We start from the raw sequence: 17095 nt of genomic DNA on the forward strand, positions 1-17095 counted from the left end.
GTCTACCAGGGCGTCAAGGAAGTCAGCCCGGTGGTGCTGGCCAATGTGCGCATGCTGGGCGCAAACCAGAAACAGCTGCTGCGCCATGTCTACCTGCCGAGCGCGACCAGCTGGGTCTTCTCCTCGCTGCATACCTCGGTTGGCCTGGCTTTCGTGGGCGCGGTGGTGGGCGAATACCTGGGCTCGGCGCGGGGCGTGGGTTACCTGATCCTGCAGGCCGAAGGCACTTTCGACATCAACACCGTGTTCGCCGGCATCGTGGTGCTGACCGCGGCGGCGCTGGTGCTCGACACGCTGGTGGGCATCGTGGAGAAGCGATTGATGAAGTGGCAACCGCGTAGCGGGGAGACCGAGCGCTTGTAAGACTGGCATCGGCATGGCGCGGCGGCGATCGCGCGTGGCAATAGGAGCGGCCGGAGGATGACTTTCCTCCGGCCGTTTTTATTTTGCGAGGTAATTGCGTAGCCTGCCCTGGTGCCGCTTCATCTGGCACTGTCGACGGGGGTAGGGCGCAATTGTCGGGCGTAATGTTTTGTGTTTAAGACAATTATTTTCACCTAGAATCGGGACCTGATTTCCATTGCCCGAGACATGCTGCGCGTTCCAGCGCCGAGGCGCCGGGACGCGCAGGCAAGCCACCGATGCCATTGACGTACCCGATACCGACTGCCGGCCGCGGCGCCCGCAGCCAGCGCCTGATCGTGGCCGCACTGGTGCTGGCGGCGCATGTCCTGGTGTTGGCGCCGGTGCCCTGGCCTGCCCGGCAGTTGCTTTCCGAACCGCAGCGGCGGGACGAAGCCGGCGCGAAGGCCTTGCAATGGGTCACCGTCATGCCTTCCGCGGCGCCGCCAATCCCTGTCATGCCAGCACACGCGCCACTTGCCGCGACCACGCGTGGCCAGCCTGCAGTCGGAGCGCGCCCCGCCGCACGGGCTGAGCAGCCCGTGCAGCCGCCTGCCGCGGCAACGGTCTCTGCGCACCCTACGCGTGCGGCACCCTCCGGTGCCGCCACGGTACCCATGTTGCGGCTGGAACCGCCTGCCTCCGGCGACGCGCCGCCAGTCCCCGGCGCCGCACTGGACAATATCGCCCGCAGCAGGCAGCGGGGCGGGGCGAGCTTCGAGCGCGCAGCCTCGGATGCGGTGGCGTCGCCCGCGCGCCGGCTTGCCGCGGGCATTGCTGCCGCGGCACCGGGCGCGGATCTCGGCGAAGGGCAGGCGGGTGTGAATCGCACCGCGCGAGTGCGGGGCGCAGCGGGAACCTACTGCCTGCGCGCGAAGGACCCCAGCCTGAAGGTCGATCCTTTTCGCCAGGAGCTTGCCGTGCCGACCAATTGCCCGCCTTAGCGGCACCGTCGAAGGCAACGCGATGCGGGTCAGGTGGCGGCACTCGCAGCCGCCACCGGCGCAAAGCGTACGCTGACCGTCAGGCCGCCACCCGGCGTTTGCTCGAGCGTTACCGTGGCGCCATGGGTGCGTGCAATCTCGCGCACGATCGGCAGGCCAAGGCCGCTGCCTTGCTGCGCCTGGGTGGATTCGCCACGATAGAAACGCCGGAATACCTTGTCGCGCTCCTCGTCTGCAACGCCGGGACCGTTGTCGATCACCTGCAGCAACGGCTGTTTTCCCCGCGCGGCCACGTGGACCGTCACCTGCGCGCCATGGCCGGCATAGCGGATCGCGTTGTCTATCAGGTTGCCGACCAGCTCCTGCAGCAGTTCTGCCTGTCCCATCGCGTGTACCGGCGCCTGGGCCTCGAAGCCCAGGTCGACCCGGCCGGCGCGCGCCACCGCTGTCCATTCGAGCGCAGCGTCCCTGGCGAGCAGGTCGAGGCGCAGGGGCTGCAGTGCCGGCGCATAGCCGCTGTCCGGTTCCAGGCGCGATAGCGACAGCAATTGTTGTACGCCTCTGGCCGCCTGGCGCACGGTATCGTGCAGCGGACGCAGGTGGCGGCGAATGCGTTCGCCATCGTGCTCGCGCAGCGCGAGCTCGGACTGTGCCTGCATGATCGCCAGCGGGGTCTTCAACTGGTGGGCCGCGTCGGCAAAGAAGCGCTTGCGCGCGAGCAGCATGCGGTGCAGGCGCGCGACATATTGGTTGATGGCCTCGACCAGCGGTTGCATCTCGGCGGGCAGGTGCCGATGTTCCAGCGGCGCCAGGTCATCGGCGCCGCGCGCGGCCACCGTGCCGCTGAGCCGGTGCAGCGGCCGCAGGCCGCGCCGCACGCCAAGCCAGACGATACCCAGTGCCAGCGTCACCAGCACCAGTTCCTGCTGCAGCGAACCGGTCAGGATCTCGCGCGCCAGCATCTGGCGCGGCTCGATGGTCTCGCCGATCAGTACCCAGACCAGCCGCGTCTGTCCCGACGGCGTGTCGCGCACCGGCAGTGGCTGGGCCGCCATGCGCACCGGCTCTCCCCGGAAGCGGGCATCGTAGAAAACGGTCTTGTAGAGCTGGGGCTTGGGCGCGGCAGGCATCCGGAGGTCGTCGTAGCCGGTCAGCGTGGCCCCTTTTTCATCGCGAATCACGTAATAGATGCGGCTGCCGGCCTCGGACTCGAAAATCTCCAGCGCCAGGTAGGGCACGTCGATGGCGAAGCGGCCTTCATGCAGGCGGATGCCTTCGCGCATCGACTTGAGCGAGGCTTCCAGCGTGCGGTCGAATGCCACGTGGGCGGCATCCATGGCGCGGTGGTAAGTCATCCATGCGTCGAGCGCCAGCAACATCAGCAACGGCAGCAGCAGCCAGAGCGACAGCTGCAGGCGCAGGCTCGGTACTTTCATCGCGCGGCGGGCAGGGCCGCGCCAGCCTGGGCGCCCGCATCGAGCAGGTAGCCCAGCCCGCGCAGGGTGACGATGGCCACGCCGCTGCCATCCAGCTTCTTGCGCAGGCGGTGCACGTAGATCTCGATGGCATCGGGGTTGACCGACTCGTCGATGCCGAAGATTTTCTCCGACATGGCCTCCTTGTTGACGGCGCGTCCGTCGCGCAGCATCAACACTTCGAGCACCGCGCGCTCCCGCCCGGTCAGTGCCAGCGTTTCGCCGTTCAGCGTAAACGCGCGGCTGATCCCGTCATAGCACAGCGTGCCGCATTGCAATTGCGTGCTCTCGTGCCCGTGGCTGCGGCGTATCAGCGCGCGGGCGCGGGCTTCCAGCTCGGACAGGTCGAACGGCTTGGACAGGTAGTCGTCGGCGCCGAGATTGAGCCCCTTTACCCGGTCCTCGACGGATCCGTGCGCGGTCAGGATCAGTACGGGCAAGGCATTGCGCCGTTGTCGCAGGCGCCGCAGCACCTCGAGCCCATCGAGCTTGGGCAGGTCAAGGTCGAGGATGAGCAGCGCGTAGTCCTGCGTCGCCAGCAGGTGATCGGCGGCCCGCCCGTCGTGCATGCAGTCGACGGCGAAGCCGGCCTGGGTCAGCGCTTCGACCAGCGCATTGGCCAGCATCACATTGTCTTCAACAAGCAGGATTCGCATGGTTTAGGCGAGGGCAGGGCCCCCTTGAAAAGCGGAAAAGTCAGCGCGCGCCACCGCAATGGCGAAATCGGCAGCCGCAGAGGAATACAGGCATCCGGCCCGACTTTGAAGCTAGGGAAACTCCCAACCCCCAACGCCCGTGGGCCGATGAAATCCGTCGAATTTCGAAAGCGAACTGAAAGTGCGCCTGCCATACCATGCGTGCCATCCCGGGGGGCTGCCCCGGCACCAAACAACAACGCACCACGACTACGACAAGAGGAGACGTCATGAAGTTGAAATCGATCGCGCTGGCAGCACTGGGCATGAGCCTGGCCGGTACCGCCGCGGCGCAATCCAGCGTGACCCTGTACGGCATCATGGATGCCGGCATCGAATACGCCAGCCACGCCGGCCCGGACGGCTCGGTAACGAAGCTGGTCTCGGGCGGCAAGAACACGTCGCGCTGGGGCATGCGCGGCGTCGAGGACCTGGGCGGCGGCCTGAAGGCGTTGTTCCAGCTGGAAAGCGGCATCGCCATCGATACCGGAAGGCTGGACTCCGAGGGCACGCTGTTCGACCGCCGCGCCATCGTCGGCTTGTCCAGCAACAAGTACGGGCAGGTTGTGCTGGGCCGCACCTTTACCACCACCTACGATTTCATGCTGCCGTTCGACCCGATGGGGTACGCGCCGAACTACTCSTGGGCGACTTCGTCCACGGCGACCGGCGATCGCAAGGACGGCWTGTTCTCGCGCGCGTCCAACGCGATCCGCTATGACGGCAATTTCGGCGGCGTGAAGCTGGGCGCCACGGTAGCGCTGGGCGAAGTGGCCGGCAGTTTCAAAAGCTTGTCCAAATACGACCTCGGCGTGGGCTACAGCGCGGGCGGCTTCGCCGCGGCCGCCACCTGGGATCGCCAGAACGGCGCCGGCACCAGCACCACGCCGGCCGACGCGACGGATTACATCCAGGGCATTCACGCCGGCGCCAGCTACGCCTTCGGCGACCTGAGACTCTATGCCGGCTACCGCAACTACAAGCGCGCCTTTACCACCGCCGCAGCATCCCAGCGCAGCGACATGTACTGGGGGGGTGCTTCGTACGATTTCACACCGGCCTTCACGCTGTATGGTGCCGTCTACAAGCAGAATATCAAGGGTGGCAGCGACGCCGATCCGATTCTGTTCTCGGTGCGGGCCCAGTACGCGCTGTCCAAGCGCACCACGGCTTACCTGTCGGGCGGCTACGCCAAGGCCCGCAACGGCCAGAACGTGAGCCTGTCGCGTGATTTCATTGGCTATGCGAACAACCAGGTGGGCGTGACCGCCGGTCTGCAGCATCGCTTCTGAACGGCGGGGCGGGGCGCCGCCGCCATGGTGACGTGAAGATCGACGGCGCAAAAAAACGCCTGGCACCAAGGCGCCAGGCGTTTTTTCTTTTGCACCGCGCCGAAGGCGCGCGCGGTCAGGGCACGATGACGATCTTGCCGGTGACCTTGCGTGCTTCCATGTCCTTCAGGGCCTGCGGCGCCTGCTCCAGCGGATAGCGCGCGGAGATATGCGGGCGGATCTTGCCTTCCTTCATCCATCCCAGCATCTGCGCCATATTGGCCTGGTTCGCCTTGGGTTCGCGCCGTGCGAAATCGCCCCAGAACACGCCCACCAGCGAGGCGCCCTTGAGCAGCGCGAGGTTCAGCGGGAGCTTGGGGATTTCGCCATTGGCGAAACCCACCACCAGGTAGCGGCCGCGCCAGCCGATCGAGCGGAACGCCGGCTCGGCGTAGATGCCGCCGACCGGATCGTAAATCACGTCGGGTCCGCGTCCTTCGGTCAGCGCCTTGACGCGCTCGCGCAGGTCTTCGGTGCTGTAGTTGATCAGCGCATCGGCGCCATGGTCCTTGCATACCGCGAGCTTCTCGTCGGTGGAAGCTGCCGCGATCACGCGCGCGCCGATGGCCTTGCCGATCTCGATCGCGGCCAGGCCCACGCCGCCGGCGGCACCGAGTACCAGCATGGTCTGGCCGGCCTTCAACTCGCCGCGGTCGATCACCGCGTGGTGCGAGGTGCCGTAAGTGAGGGTGAATGCCGCGGCGGTTTCGAAGTCGATGCCCGGCGGCATCGGCACCACCGCGCTGGCGGGCGCCTTGGCTTGCGAGGCAAAAGCGCCGTTGCCGAGATAGGCGATGACATTGTCGCCGGGTTTGACGTGCGTCACGCCTTCTCCCACCGCGTTGACCACGCCGGCCAGCTCCGAGCCGGGCGAGAAGGGCAGTTGCGGCTTGGCCTGGTATTTGTTCTGGATGATGAGGACGTCGGGGAAATTCACGCCGGCCGCCTTCACGTCGATGACCACTTCGCCCGCGCCGGGCGCCAGGTCGGGCAGGGTTTCAAGAACCAGCGAATCAGGCGGGCCCCAGGCTTTGCAAAGTACGGCTTTCATCATGTCTCCGGTGATATGTTCGATGCCCGGCAGAGTATGGCGCAAATGGGTGAACGCGAGGTCCATGCGCGTTGCGCCAGACAGGCCCGGGCAAGTGTAGCGCAAAAATAGCACGATCGTTCTGTTGCGCACCAGTGGCCATCTTCGGCGGTCGGTCGGCAGCACGATTTGCGGTACGGACAGGGCGCTCGCAGCAGCCTTGTCAGGTACAATCGCGCCCATGCATATCCTCCTCGCAAACGATGACGGTTACCTGGCGCCGGGGCTTGCCGCGCTACATGCCGCGCTGGCGCCGCTGGCTCGCATCACGGTGATCGCGCCCGAGCAAAACCACAGCGGTGCGTCGAATTCGCTGACCTTGCAACGGCCCCTGTCGATCTTCGAGGCGCGCGAGGGCGTGCAGAAAGGTTTCCGTTTCGTCAACGGCACCCCGACCGATTGTGTGCATATCGCGCTGACCGGCCTGCTGGACGAGAAACCGGATCTGGTGGTGTCAGGCATCAACCAGGGCCAGAACRTGGGTGAGGACGTGCTGTACTCCGGCACCGTCGCCGCGGCCATCGAGGGTTTCTTGCTGGGCATTCCCTCGATCGCCTTTTCCCAGGTGGACAAGGGCTGGACGCACCTCGACGCGGCCGCCCGCGTGGCGCGCGACATTGTCGAGCGCTATATTGCCAAGCCGGCGGAAGAACCCTTCCTGCTCAACGTCAATATTCCCAGCCTGCCGTTCGAGCATCTCAAAGGGTATCGCGCCACCCGGCTAGGCAAGCGTCATCCCTCGCAGCCTGTCATCACGCAGGTAAACCCGCGTGGCGACACCAACTACTGGATCGGACCTGCCGGCGACGCACGCGATGCGAGCGAGGGCACGGATTTCCACGCCACGGGCGAAGGTTTCGTGTCGTTGACCCCTTTGCAGCTGGACCTGACACACCGCGGGCAGCTCGAGCAGATCAACCAGTGGCTCGCATAAGCCCTTGCGCGCGCAGTATCTGGCCGTCATGAGTACCGTCCCGCGTCGCCCAAAGTTTCCCCTGTCGCTGGACGCCGTGGTCGAGCGCAAGCCCGCACCGGCGCGTACCGCCGGCATGCCTGCCGTTGGCGGGACTCGCGGCGCGGCGATGGCCGCCAAGTCGCTCGCGGCCAAGGCGCCTGCCGCGCCGACGCCGGCCGCCAGCGCCGTGCAGGCTCGCGCCAGTGCGTCCACGGCGGGCGGGGGCGGGATGGCGTCCGAGCGGGCGCGCGGCGCGTTGGCGGCGCGGTTGCGCGCAGCGGGCATCCGCGACGAGCGTGTACTCGACGCAATTGCCACTATCCCTCGCCACCTGTTCGTCGAGCCTGGGCTGGCTTCGCAAGCGTATGAAGACGCGGCGTTGCCGATCGGCCACCAGCAGACCATCTCCAAGCCGTCGGTGGTGGCACGCATGATCGAACTGTTGCGCGATGGCCTCGCCGCCGACGAGCCGCTGGAGCGCGTGCTGGAGATCGGCACCGGCTGCGGCTACCAGGCGGCGGTACTGAGCCTGGTGGCGCGCGAAGTGTTTTCCATCGAGCGGATTCGTCCGCTCCACGAACAAGCCAAAGCGAACTTGCGGCCGTTGCGGGTGCCAAACCTGCGCCTGCACTATGGCGACGGCATGCTGGGCTTGCCGCAGGCGGCGCCGTTTTCGTCGATTATCCTGGCGGCGGCCGGCATGGAGGTGCCGCAGGCGTTGCTGGAGCAGCTGGCAGTCGGCGGGCGGCTGATCGCGCCTGTGGCGGTGGCGCCCCCCGCCGGCGGGCCGGGCCAGACCGTCACACAGCAGTTATTGTTGATCGAGCGGCGTAACCGGCATCGTTTTCACCGGACCGCGCTTGAAGCCGTTTTCTTTGTGCCATTAAAATCGGGCACTATCTGAGTCGAACTATGCACAATATCGTGAACACGGAACGTATCGCCCGCGCCGGGCAGCTCGCCACCGCCTCCCTGTTGCTGGCCCTGCTGGCGGCCTGCGCTTCCTCGCCCATGCCCGCGCCGGTGGTGGACCGCACCTCCGGCGCCGGTGTCGCTGGCGTCGTCCCGCTGGAGCCTGCGCCGCCTGGATACTATCGCGTCAAGCGAGGCGATACGCTTTATCGAATCGCGCTCGAGAACGGCCAGTCCTACCGCGATGTCGCGGCCTGGAATTCGCTCGCGAATGCGAATCAGATTGAGGTGGGTCAATTGTTGCGGGTGGTGCCGCCGGGTGCCGATGTGAATGCGGGCTCTGGCGTGGCCACCGTGCCGGTGGCGCCCGGCAGCGTGCAGGCGCAGCCGATCGACCAGGCTCGTCCGGTTCCCACCCCGATTCCGTCGACTGCCGCCGCTGGCGGGGCTTCCGCGCCCTCGGCGCCCGCGTCCGCCGCCGCCGCTGATGGCACAATCAAGCTGGCATGGCCGGTCACCGGCCAGTTGATCGGACGATTCGACGAAAAAGGCAACAAGGGCATCGATATTGCCGGCAAGAAGGGCGATGCGGTGCAGGCTGCCGACGATGGCCGTGTGATTCACGTTGGCCCCTTGCGCGGCTACGGGAATCTTGTCATCATCAAACACAACGATACATATCTCACTGCTTACGGCCACAACGACAAGGTGCTGGTGACGGAGCAGGCAACGGTCCGCAAGGGACAAAAGATTGCAGAGATGGGCAACAGTGACACCGATCGTGTGAAACTGCATTTCGAGGTACGCAAGAACGGGAAACCAGTCGATCCGATGCGGTATCTGCCGCCACAGTGAGGGTTCATGCCACGCCAGAAAACTGTCTCTACCGGAAGCACCAGCCGGACCCGGCGTTCCAAGCAGCCGGAGTTGCAGCAGTCCGCTGGCGTGGCGCGAGCCGACGCCGATTCCGAAGCCTATGAACAGGACCCGGCCGCCGACATGGTTCCACTGACCGATGAGCCCATCACCACGGGTACGGCGGTAGGATTGCGCGAGGCCGACCTGATGGTCGAGGAAGTCGAACGGCAGGCCCGCGACGAGGACGAGGAAGAGTCCGAGGACGAAGAGGAAACCGAGAATGGTACAGAGGCCGCCGCGCCCGACCATGATGATTTCCGAACCGTGCTGCATACCGAACTGGCAGCCGATACCGTCCAGCATTACCTGAACCGTATCAGCATCAAGCCGCTGCTGTCGGCCCCCGAGGAACTGCATTTTTCCACGCTGGCCAAGGGTGGCGACTTTTCGGCTCGCCAGGTCATGATCGAGCGCAACCTGCGGCTGGTGGTCAGCATTGCCAAGGGCTATCTCAATCGCGGCGTGCCGCTGCTGGACCTGATCGAGGAAGGCAATCTCGGCCTGATGCACGCGATCGAGAAATTCGATCCCTCGCGTGGATTCCGTTTTTCGACCTACGCCACCTGGTGGATCCGCCAGAGCATCGAGCGCGCCATCATGAACCAGGCGCGTACCGTACGCCTGCCGGTCCATGTCATCCGCGAGCTCAACCAGGTGCTGCGTGCCAAGCGTCATCTGGAAAAAGGCGGCACCGACGGCCGCGACGCCAGCCTGGAAGATATCGCCCATCTGCTTGGCAAGACGCCCGACGAAGTGCAGGACGTGCTCGCGCTCAACGAGCACACCACCTCGCTCGACACGCCTTTCGATCTCGATCCGGGCTCCAGCTTGCTCGATTTCCTCTCGGACGAGCACAACGCCGCGCCCGACCAGGAGGTCGCGCACCGGGAACTGGAAAACCTGATGAAACAGTGGCTGGCGCGCTTGTCGGAAAAACACCGCTACGTGGTGGAGCGCCGCTTCGGCCTTAATCATATCGAGCCGGCCACGCTGGAAGAACTTGCCGAGGAAATGGGACTGACACGCGAGCGCGTGCGCCAGATCCAGCAAGAGGCGCTGGTCAAGCTCAAACGCCATTTTGCATCGCAAGGCGTGCGCAAGGACGCTGTTCTATGACATCTGTGCTGGTTTTCGACATCGAGACGATTCCCGATGTCGATGGATTGCGTCGTCTGCACGACCATCCCGATTCCATGAGCGACGCCGAAGTCGCCGAACATGCCTTCGCGGCCCGCCGCGAGAAAAACGGCAGCGATTTCCTGCCGCACTACCTGCAGCGCATCGCTGCCATTTCCTGCGTGTTGCGCCGGAACCAGCGGGACGGCAGCCCGGTCTTCCATGTGGGCTCGCTGGGCACGATGGACGACGGCGAGGCGGTGCTGATCCAGAAGTTCTATGACCTGGTGGCGCGCTATTCGCCACAGATCGTGTCGTGGAACGGYGGCGGCTTCGACCTGCCCGTGCTCCACTACCGCGGGCTGGTCCACGGCATCGTGGCGCCGCGCTACTGGGAAATGGGCGAGGGCAGCGAGTCTGACAGCCGCGATTTCAAGTGGAATAACTACATCAGCCGCTACCACATGCGGCACCTCGACCTGATGGATCTGCTGGCGATGTACCAGCCGCGCGCCAGCGCACCGCTGGACGACCTGGCCAAGTTGTGCGGCTTTCCCGGAAAGATGGGCATGGATGGCAGCAAGGTCTGGCAGGCCTATCAGGATGGCCAGTTGGGCGCGATCCGCGACTACTGCGAGACTGATGTCGTCAATACCTATCTGATGTACTGCCGCTTCCAGTTGATGCGCGGCGGCCTGACGCCCCGGCAGTTCGATACCGAGATCGAATTCGTGCAGGAATCGCTTGCCGAGTTGCCCGGTTCGCAGTGGATCGAATACCTCCAGTCCTTCCGCGTCAAGCCGGTGCACGCTGGCGGCGATGACGACGAAGAACCGGAGATCTGACAGCGCCCCGCCTCCCTTTTATTCGTCCGCCAGGGACAGATAGATCGGCTGGTGGTCCGAGGCCTGCGTTTCGCTGTCCACCTCGCAGCACAGCACGCGCGACAGCAGGTCTTCCGTGAGGAAGACGAAGTCGCACGCAAATGGTGCTTCCGGCCACTGATCCTTGTCGTGCAACGCGCAGGTGGGCGCGTGGGGCTTGCCTGGATTGGCGTGCATCCAGGCGTCATGCCAACCGATGATGCCGGTCTCGTGAGAGCCATCGTACGGTGCCAGCATGCGCAGATAGGCAATGTCGTCCGGGACGCTGTTGAAGTCGCCGCACAATACGGCGGAGGCGGGGCGCGGCTCGGGTGTGAACGGGCCGGGGCCGGTTTCCGCCAGGCCGGGCTGGCTGGCGTGCTCGCACGCTTCGCRGTGCCATGCGCGCAGCGCGTCGGTCTGGGCAGCGCGCTGGTGCGTCGAGTAGTACTCGAGATGGGTGCAGATCACGCGCAAGCGTCGATCACCCGCCAGCACCGTAGCTTCCAGCGCGACGCGTGGCATCGAGGGCACGGTTGGATCGGCAGGCCAGGGCAGGGCGTGGTGGAACACTTCRCACAGGGGCAGGCGGGTGGCGATGAGGTTGCCGAACTGGCGCGGCGAACCATCCGCGGAGAAGCGGTCCACCCCCGGCGCGTACAGAATCCGGTAGCCGGGGAGCAGTGCCGCCAGTTCAGCCACCTGGTCTGGGCCAGGTCCGCCGCCGAGGTCGCCATAGCCCCGTGTCACTTCCTGCAGGCAGAGCACATCGGCATCCGCGATCGCGCGCAGAGTCCTGACCGTGCGGCCCAGGTCCACGCGCCCGTCGGCGCCACGACCCCACTGGATATTCCAGGAAATCAGTTCCATGTCGCCTCCCTGCTCGAATTCCGTTGCGCGCGGTGCCGGTGTTCGGTGCCGGCGGTGCCACGCGCATGCTGCATCCATGTTGCGCCTATCTTGCGCGCTTGTCCCATTGTTGTTACGTCGAAGCCGCCGCGCGGCCGCTCGAGGCAGCGTCTGGACTACAATCGCGCTTTTACAAAACAATACGTCAGGTCCCCCAGGTGTCCCAAGCCGTGACTCGTCCGCAAGCCCAATCGGCGCCCGAAGGTGGCGCTTCCGCCTCCCCGGCGGCTCCCGTTTCCGCTCAGCCCGCGCCCGCGGCGCAGCCCGTCGTACAGATCCACAGCCTCGATATGGAGGCGCGTGGCGTTGGCCGGCTGGTCAATGAAGACGGCACTCCCGGCAAGGTGATTTTCGTCGAAGGCGCGCTGCCGGGCGAAACCGTCAGCTACCGCAGCTTCAAGCGCAAGGCAAGTTACGAACAGGCGAATCTGGTCGAGATCAAGAAGTCTTCGTCGATGCGCGTGAATCCGGGCTGCCAGTACTTTGGTATCTGTGGTGGTTGTTCAATGCAGCACCTGGATGCACGCGCGCAGGTGGCCATCAAGCAACGCGTCCTGGAGGATGATCTCTGGCATCTGTCGAAACTGCGCCCGGACGTGGTGTTCCGCCCGATCGCGGGGCCCGACTGGGGCTACCGCTACCGGGCCCGCCTGACCGTGCGGTATGTGGCCAAAAAAGGCACGGCACTGGTCGGCTTCCATGAAAGGAAGAGCAGCTATGTGGCAGACATGACGCGCTGCGAAGTGCTGCCGCCGCACGTTTCGGCCCTGCTGGTGCCCCTGCGTGAACTGATCACGGGGCTGTCGATCCGTGACCGCATGCCGCAGGTCGAACTGGCTGTGGGCCAGGACGTGACCGTGCTGGTGCTGCGTATCCTGGAGCCGCTTACCGAGGCTGACGAGGTGTTGCTGCGCGGCTTCGCGGACCGGCACGGCGTGCAGTTCTGGCTGCAGCCCAAGGGGCCGGACACGGTGGTGCCGTTCTACCCGCTTGACCGCGAACTGGCCTATACGCTGCCGGAATTCAATATCCGGATGCCGTTCAAGCCGACCGATTTTACCCAGGTCAACCATCAGATCAATCGCGCGCTGATCGGCCGGGCGTTGCGCTTGCTGGACGCCCAGCCGGATGACCGGCTGCTCGACCTGTTCTGCGGCATCGGTAACTTCACGCTGCCGCTGGCGACGCGCGGCCGTTCGGTGATGGGCATCGAGGGCAGCGAGGTCCTGACCAGGCGGGCGCTTGCCAATGCGGCTGTCAACGGGCTGGACCACAAGACCGAGTTCGCCTGCCGCAACCTGTTCGAGGTGGGCGCCGAGGACATCGCCGCGCTCGGCCGCTTCGACCGCTGGCTGATCGATCCGCCGCGCGAAGGCGCGCTGGCGGTAAGCAGGGCGCTGGGCGAACTGGCCCAGGCTGGCAGCGATGTGCTGCCCAAGCGCATTGTCTATGTGTCCTGCAACCCGGCCACGCTGGCGCGGGACGCCGGCTTGCTGGTGCACGAGGCCGGCTACCGCCTGTCGGGCGCGGGGGTGGTCAATATGTTCCCGCACACATCGCACGTCGAGTCGATCGCGGTGTTCGATCGGGGCTGATGACCGGCGCCGGCGGGCGGACGAGGCAAAAAGAAAAAGGCCAGCGCCCAGGCGCTGGCCTTTCTTGTTCCGGAGCAGGGCGGCGCGCGAGGCCGCCCGCCTCAGTCGCGGTTGCCGCCGAAAATGCCGAGGAGTGCCAGCAAGTTGGCGAAGACGTTGTACACGTCCAGATAAATTGCCAGCGTTGCCGTGATGTAGTTGGTCTCGCCGCCGTTCAGCACGCGCTGCACGTCGAAGAGGATATAGGCCGAGAAGATGCCGATGGCGATCACCGAAACCGTGATCATCAGGGACGGCAACTGCAGCCAGATATTGGCGACGCTGGCCAGGATCAGCAGGATCACCCCGACGAACAGGAATTTGCTCAGCCCGGAGAAATCGCGCTTGCTGACGGTGGCGATGGTGGCCATGGCGCCGAATACCGCCGCTGTGCCACCGAAGGCATACATGATCAATGCCGGACCGTTCGAGAACTGCAGCACCGACCCAATCAGGCGCGACAGCATCAGGCCCATGAAGAAGGTAAAGGCCAGCAGCAGGACCACGCCCATGCTGCTGTTCTTGGTCTTCTCGATGGCGTAGAAGAAGCCGAACGCGATACCCAGGAACAGGATCAGCGACAGGCCGGGGCTGCCTTTCATCAGGCTGAAGCCGGTTGTGACGCCGATCCAGGCACCGAGTACGGTGGGGATCATCGAAATGGCGAGCAACCAGTAAGTGTTGCGCATGACCCGATTGCGCACCGCAACGTCGCTCGTTGCGGTGCCGCTGCCGAAACTGTATGTGTTCAGCTTGTTATCCATGGTGACTCCTGTCTCAAAACGGTGAGGCGCCGGGGTAACCCAGCGGGCACAACGCAAATGTGGCATCGCGGAGGGGGAATTGCAAGGGGCGGGGAACCCATTCGCCACTTTTATGCAGAATCCGCGTTGCCAGTGATCGTTTGATCGCCATGCGCCTTGTGCGTTCCCTGTACATGCGCTCAATTTAATGTGATCTTTGCACTGCTTTGCGGCGCAAGCTCCATCAGTCCCGGCATTCGGTGACGGGCGACTATGGGCATTCTCGAAACCATAACTGTCTCGTGCTAGAATTGCACGTTTATTCCAGTTGTAACCCCTTCATTTTTCGGAGTTTTTATGGCGATCGAACGCACCCTGTCGATTATCAAGCCGGATGCCGTGGCAAAGAATGTCATTGGCCAGATTTACGCGCGTTTCGAGGCCGCCGGCCTGAAGGTCGTGGCTGCCAAGATGGTTCACCTGTCGCGCGGCGAAGCCGAGCAGTTCTACGCAGTGCACGCAGCCCGCCCGTTCTTCAAGGACCTGGTGGACTTCATGGTTTCCGGCCCGGTGATGATCCAGGCCCTGGAAGGCGAAAGCGCCATCCTGAAGAACCGCGACCTGATGGGCGCGACCGACCCGAAGAAGGCTGAAGCCGGTACCATCCGCGCCGATTTCGCCGACAGCATCGACGCCAACGCCGTGCACGGCTCGGACGCAGCGGAAACCGCTGCCGTCGAGATTGCTTTCTTCTTCCCCGGCATGAACGTTTACAGCCGCTGATTGTCTGGCATATTGCCCAAGACTAGACTGATATTGAAGTCGATACTGYCGTCATGAACACTCTCGTCAACCTGCTCGATCTGGATGCGGACGCGCTCACCGCTTATTGCGGGGAGCTCGGCGAGAAGCCGTTTCGTGCGCGGCAGTTGCAGCGCTGGATTCACCAGTTCGGCGCCAGCCGTTTCGATGCCATGTCGGATCTCGCCAAGTCGCTGCGCGAAAAGCTCGCCACGCGGGCCGAGATCCGCTCGCCCGCCGTTATCACCGACAACCTGTCGGCCGACGGCACGCGCAAGTGGCTGCTCGACGTTGGCGCTGGCGATGCGGTGGAGACGGTGTACATCCCTGAGGAGACGCGCGGCACGCTGTGCGTGTCTTCCCAGGCGGGGTGCGCCGTCAATTGCCGCTTTTGTTCCACCGGCAAGCAGGGCTTCTCGCGCAATCTGTCCACTGGCGAGATCATCGGCCAGCTATGGATGGCCGAGTTCGCCATGCGTGCCCAGCTGGGCCGTGGCCCCAAGGACGACCGCGTCATCTCCAATGTGGTGATGATGGGCATGGGCGAGCCGCTGCTCAACTACGATCAGGTGGTGCCGGCCATGCGCCTCATGCTGGACGACAACGCCTATGGGCTGTCGCGCCGGCGCGTGACGCTGTCCACTTCCGGCGTGGTGCCGATGATGGACCGCCTGGCCAAGGATTTGCCCGTGGCGCTGGCAGTTTCGCTGCACGCGTCCAACGACCCGCTGCGCGACATGCTGGTGCCGCTCAACAAGAAGTATCCGCTGGCCGAATTGATGGCGGCTTGCCGTCGCTATCTCGAATTCGCCCCGCGCGATTTCATCACTTTCGAATATTGCATGCTGGATGGCGTCAACGACGGTGTCGAGCATGCCCGGGAACTGTTGAAGCTGGTGGCCGACGTGCCATGCAAATTCAACCTGATCCCGTTCAACCCCTTCCCGGAGTCGGGCCTCAAGCGCTCGAACAACGAGCAGATCCGTCGCTTCGCCCAGGTCTTGATGGACGCCGGCATTGTCACCACCATCCGCAAGACGCGCGGCGACGATATCGATGCCGCCTGCGGCCAGCTGGCTGGCGAGGTCAAGGACCGCACCCGCCTGGCGCAGCGCGGCAAGTTCGGCAAGATCACGCCGATCGTGGCTGCTCCCAGCCAGCCGCAAGAGGCGCGCCCTGCATGACGCGTCTGATAGTCGCGGTCCTGATGGGGCTGGTGCTGCTGTCTGCCTGCCAGCTGCCGCCGCCGGCCAAGCCGGAACTGCAGACGGCATCCGACCAGACCGATGTTAGCCGCCGCGCCACGATCCGCCTCCAGCTGGCAACCAGCTACCTGGAGGCCGGCCAGTACGGCGTTGCACTGGACGAAGCGAAACAGGCCATCGCGATCGATCCGACCCTGGTCGATGCGTACCATATCCGCGCGCTGGTCTATATGAATATGAACGAGCGCGTGCTGGCCGAGGAGAGCTTTCGCACCGCGCTGTCGATGCGCGCCGACGATGGCGACGTACTGAACAACTATGGCTGGTTCCTGTGCATGAACGGGCGCTATGCCGAGGGCGTGCCCTACCTGGAGCGCGCGGTGTCCGCTCCGTCGGCGAGCGGGCCGGGCAAGGCCCTGACCAGCCTCGGCACCTGCCAGTTGCGCAATGGCAAGGATGAGGCGGCCGAGAAGAGCCTGTTTGGCGCGCTGCGATTCGATCGCGGCAACCCGGTGGCGAACAGCAACCTGGCGCTGCTGTATTACCAGCGCGGGGACTACCAGCGAGCCCAGCAGTATGTCGGGCGCGTCAACAGCAGCAATTTCGTCAGCGCGCAATCCCTCTGGCTGGGTGCGCGCATTGCCCGCCGTCAGGGCGACGTCGCGGCGCAGAATGCCCTGGTGGCACAGTTGCGCAGCCGTTTCCCCGATTCGCGTGAGTTGACCGCATACGAACAAGGAGCATGGGATGAGTGAGCACGAGCGCGCCGAGGGCCAGACTGCAGCGACGGGACACGTGGGCGGCACCGCCGCCGACGCCGGGCGCGAGGCGGTGGCGCGCGAGATCGGTGATCGCCTGGCGCAAGCGCGCCAGGATCAGCGTTTCTCGCTGGAAGATGTCAGTGCGAGGCTGAAAGTCGCCGCRCACAAGCTGGCGGCGATTGAGCAGGGCGACGTCGCGGCGTTGCCCGACGTGACCTTTGCCAAAGGCGTGATGCGTGCCTATGCGCGAATGCTCCAGGTCGACATCGATGCCCTGCTGGCGCGCTTTCACGCGCAGGCCGTGCCGGTGGTGGAAATCGGCATGCGCCGCGAAGGCGGCC

At 65.0% G+C, this 17095-nt stretch carries 18 protein-coding genes; 13 read left to right on the forward strand and 5 right to left on the reverse strand.

Annotated features, from left to right (window positions below; all coding sequences use genetic code 11):
• Both AC1DKD_RS26510 and AC1DKD_RS26515 read left to right on the forward strand, forming a co-directional pair.
• A partial coding sequence (locus AC1DKD_RS26510) for an ABC transporter permease (RefSeq protein ID WP_477143887.1) occupies positions 1-363 on the forward strand: 363 nt, incomplete at its 5' end.
• A 278-nt stretch (positions 364-641) separates the two neighbouring features.
• On the forward strand, positions 642-1346 hold the full coding sequence (locus tag AC1DKD_RS26515) for a hypothetical protein (RefSeq protein WP_441632020.1): 705 nt from the start codon (positions 642-644) through the stop codon (positions 1344-1346).
• 29 nt (positions 1347-1375) lie between these two features.
• Here AC1DKD_RS26515 and AC1DKD_RS26520 read toward each other — a convergent pair whose 3' ends face one another.
• Both AC1DKD_RS26520 and AC1DKD_RS26525 read right to left on the reverse strand, forming a co-directional pair.
• Positions 1376-2782, reverse strand: a complete 1407-nt coding sequence (locus AC1DKD_RS26520) for a sensor histidine kinase (RefSeq protein WP_441632022.1) — start codon at positions 2780-2782, stop codon at positions 1376-1378.
• Positions 2779-3477 (reverse strand): response regulator, encoded by a 699-nt coding sequence (locus AC1DKD_RS26525; RefSeq protein ID WP_441632024.1) that lies wholly within the window; start codon positions 3475-3477, stop codon positions 2779-2781. Before AC1DKD_RS26525 ends, AC1DKD_RS26520 begins: the two co-directional genes overlap by 4 nt.
• A 269-nt stretch (positions 3478-3746) precedes the next feature.
• Here AC1DKD_RS26525 and AC1DKD_RS26530 point away from each other — a divergent pair, with 269 nt between their 5' ends.
• A complete protein-coding gene (locus AC1DKD_RS26530) occupies positions 3747-4808 on the forward strand; it encodes a porin (RefSeq protein WP_477143888.1) in 1062 nt (353 codons plus the stop codon).
• Between the two features lie 115 nt (positions 4809-4923).
• Here AC1DKD_RS26530 and AC1DKD_RS26535 read toward each other — a convergent pair whose 3' ends face one another.
• Positions 4924-5898, reverse strand: a complete 975-nt coding sequence (locus AC1DKD_RS26535) for an NADPH:quinone oxidoreductase family protein (protein ID WP_441632066.1) — start codon at positions 5896-5898, stop codon at positions 4924-4926.
• Between the two features lie 220 nt (positions 5899-6118).
• Here AC1DKD_RS26535 and surE point away from each other — a divergent pair, with 220 nt between their 5' ends.
• Genes surE through AC1DKD_RS26560 form a run of 5 tightly spaced genes read left to right on the forward strand, consistent with a single transcriptional unit; the run spans position 6119 to position 10683 of the window.
• Positions 6119-6871 carry a 5'/3'-nucleotidase SurE gene (gene surE / locus AC1DKD_RS26540; protein ID WP_477143889.1) on the forward strand — a complete coding sequence of 251 codons (753 nt, stop codon included), beginning with the start codon at positions 6119-6121 and terminating at the stop codon, positions 6869-6871.
• A 28-nt stretch (positions 6872-6899) separates the two neighbouring features.
• Positions 6900-7796, forward strand: a complete 897-nt coding sequence (locus AC1DKD_RS26545; RefSeq protein WP_441632028.1) for a protein-L-isoaspartate(D-aspartate) O-methyltransferase — start codon at positions 6900-6902, stop codon at positions 7794-7796.
• Between the two features lie 8 nt (positions 7797-7804).
• A complete protein-coding gene (locus tag AC1DKD_RS26550; protein ID WP_441632030.1) occupies positions 7805-8659 on the forward strand; it encodes a peptidoglycan DD-metalloendopeptidase family protein in 855 nt (284 codons plus the stop codon).
• 6 nt (positions 8660-8665) lie between these two features.
• Complete coding sequence (gene rpoS, locus AC1DKD_RS26555; RefSeq protein ID WP_035874835.1) at positions 8666-9838, forward strand: RNA polymerase sigma factor RpoS; 1173 nt, start codon at positions 8666-8668, stop codon at positions 9836-9838.
• The gene (locus AC1DKD_RS26560; RefSeq protein ID WP_441632032.1) at positions 9835-10683 is read left to right on the forward strand and encodes a 3'-5' exonuclease; all 849 of its coding nucleotides are present in this window, start codon (positions 9835-9837) and stop codon (positions 10681-10683) included. Before rpoS ends, AC1DKD_RS26560 begins: the two co-directional genes overlap by 4 nt.
• Before the next feature lie 18 nt (positions 10684-10701).
• Here the strand turns inward: AC1DKD_RS26560 and AC1DKD_RS26565 are convergent, their stop codons facing one another.
• Positions 10702-11571: an endonuclease/exonuclease/phosphatase family protein gene (locus AC1DKD_RS26565; RefSeq protein ID WP_477143890.1), complete on the reverse strand. Its 870-nt coding sequence runs from the start codon at positions 11569-11571 to the stop codon at positions 10702-10704.
• A gap of 179 nt (positions 11572-11750) precedes the next feature.
• Between AC1DKD_RS26565 and rlmD the strand changes: the two genes are divergently transcribed.
• The gene (rlmD, locus tag AC1DKD_RS26570) at positions 11751-13205 is read left to right on the forward strand and encodes a 23S rRNA (uracil(1939)-C(5))-methyltransferase RlmD (protein ID WP_441632068.1); all 1455 of its coding nucleotides are present in this window, start codon (positions 11751-11753) and stop codon (positions 13203-13205) included.
• A 101-nt stretch (positions 13206-13306) separates the two neighbouring features.
• Here the strand turns inward: rlmD and AC1DKD_RS26575 are convergent, their stop codons facing one another.
• Entirely contained in the window at positions 13307-14008 is a 702-nt protein-coding gene (locus AC1DKD_RS26575; protein WP_477102927.1) for a Bax inhibitor-1/YccA family protein, read from the reverse strand.
• 336 nt (positions 14009-14344) lie between these two features.
• On the opposite strand from AC1DKD_RS26575, the gene ndk reads away from it, so the two are divergent.
• The 4 genes from ndk to AC1DKD_RS26595 all read left to right on the forward strand — a co-directional run.
• Positions 14345-14770, forward strand: coding sequence for a nucleoside-diphosphate kinase (ndk, locus tag AC1DKD_RS26580; protein WP_441632036.1), 426 nt, complete (start codon positions 14345-14347; stop codon positions 14768-14770).
• A 53-nt stretch (positions 14771-14823) separates the two neighbouring features.
• The gene (gene rlmN / locus AC1DKD_RS26585) at positions 14824-15972 is read left to right on the forward strand and encodes a dual-specificity RNA methyltransferase RlmN (protein WP_276290033.1); all 1149 of its coding nucleotides are present in this window, start codon (positions 14824-14826) and stop codon (positions 15970-15972) included.
• Positions 15969-16748, forward strand: coding sequence for a type IV pilus biogenesis/stability protein PilW (gene pilW / locus AC1DKD_RS26590; protein WP_035874855.1), 780 nt, complete (start codon positions 15969-15971; stop codon positions 16746-16748). The genes rlmN and pilW overlap by 4 nt, the downstream gene beginning before the upstream one ends.
• Positions 16741-17095, forward strand: a 355-nt coding sequence (locus AC1DKD_RS26595; protein WP_477143891.1) for a helix-turn-helix domain-containing protein, incomplete at its 3' end; no start/stop codon positions are given. The genes pilW and AC1DKD_RS26595, both read left to right, overlap by 8 nt.

The sequence above is a fragment of the Cupriavidus sp. 05T313 genome, assembly GCF_056396665.1.

Coding starts and splice junctions, on each gene's coding strand:
- rlmN (WP_276290033.1), top strand. CDS start 14,824: ATGAACACTCTCGTCAACCTGCTCGATCTGGATGCGGACGCGCTCACC.
- pilW (WP_035874855.1), top strand. CDS start 15,969: ATGACGCGTCTGATAGTCGCGGTCCTGATGGGGCTGGTGCTGCTGTCT.
- AC1DKD_RS26515 (WP_441632020.1), top strand. CDS start 642: ATGCCATTGACGTACCCGATACCGACTGCCGGCCGCGGCGCCCGCAGC.
- AC1DKD_RS26525 (WP_441632024.1), bottom strand. CDS start 3,477: ATGCGAATCCTGCTTGTTGAAGACAATGTGATGCTGGCCAATGCGCTG.
- AC1DKD_RS26545 (WP_441632028.1), top strand. CDS start 6,900: ATGAGTACCGTCCCGCGTCGCCCAAAGTTTCCCCTGTCGCTGGACGCC.
- AC1DKD_RS26575 (WP_477102927.1), bottom strand. CDS start 14,008: ATGGATAACAAGCTGAACACATACAGTTTCGGCAGCGGCACCGCAACG.
- AC1DKD_RS26550 (WP_441632030.1), top strand. CDS start 7,805: ATGCACAATATCGTGAACACGGAACGTATCGCCCGCGCCGGGCAGCTC.
- AC1DKD_RS26520 (WP_441632022.1), bottom strand. CDS start 2,782: ATGAAAGTACCGAGCCTGCGCCTGCAGCTGTCGCTCTGGCTGCTGCTG.
- ndk (WP_441632036.1), top strand. CDS start 14,345: ATGGCGATCGAACGCACCCTGTCGATTATCAAGCCGGATGCCGTGGCA.
- rpoS (WP_035874835.1), top strand. CDS start 8,666: ATGCCACGCCAGAAAACTGTCTCTACCGGAAGCACCAGCCGGACCCGG.
- AC1DKD_RS26535 (WP_441632066.1), bottom strand. CDS start 5,898: ATGAAAGCCGTACTTTGCAAAGCCTGGGGCCCGCCTGATTCGCTGGTT.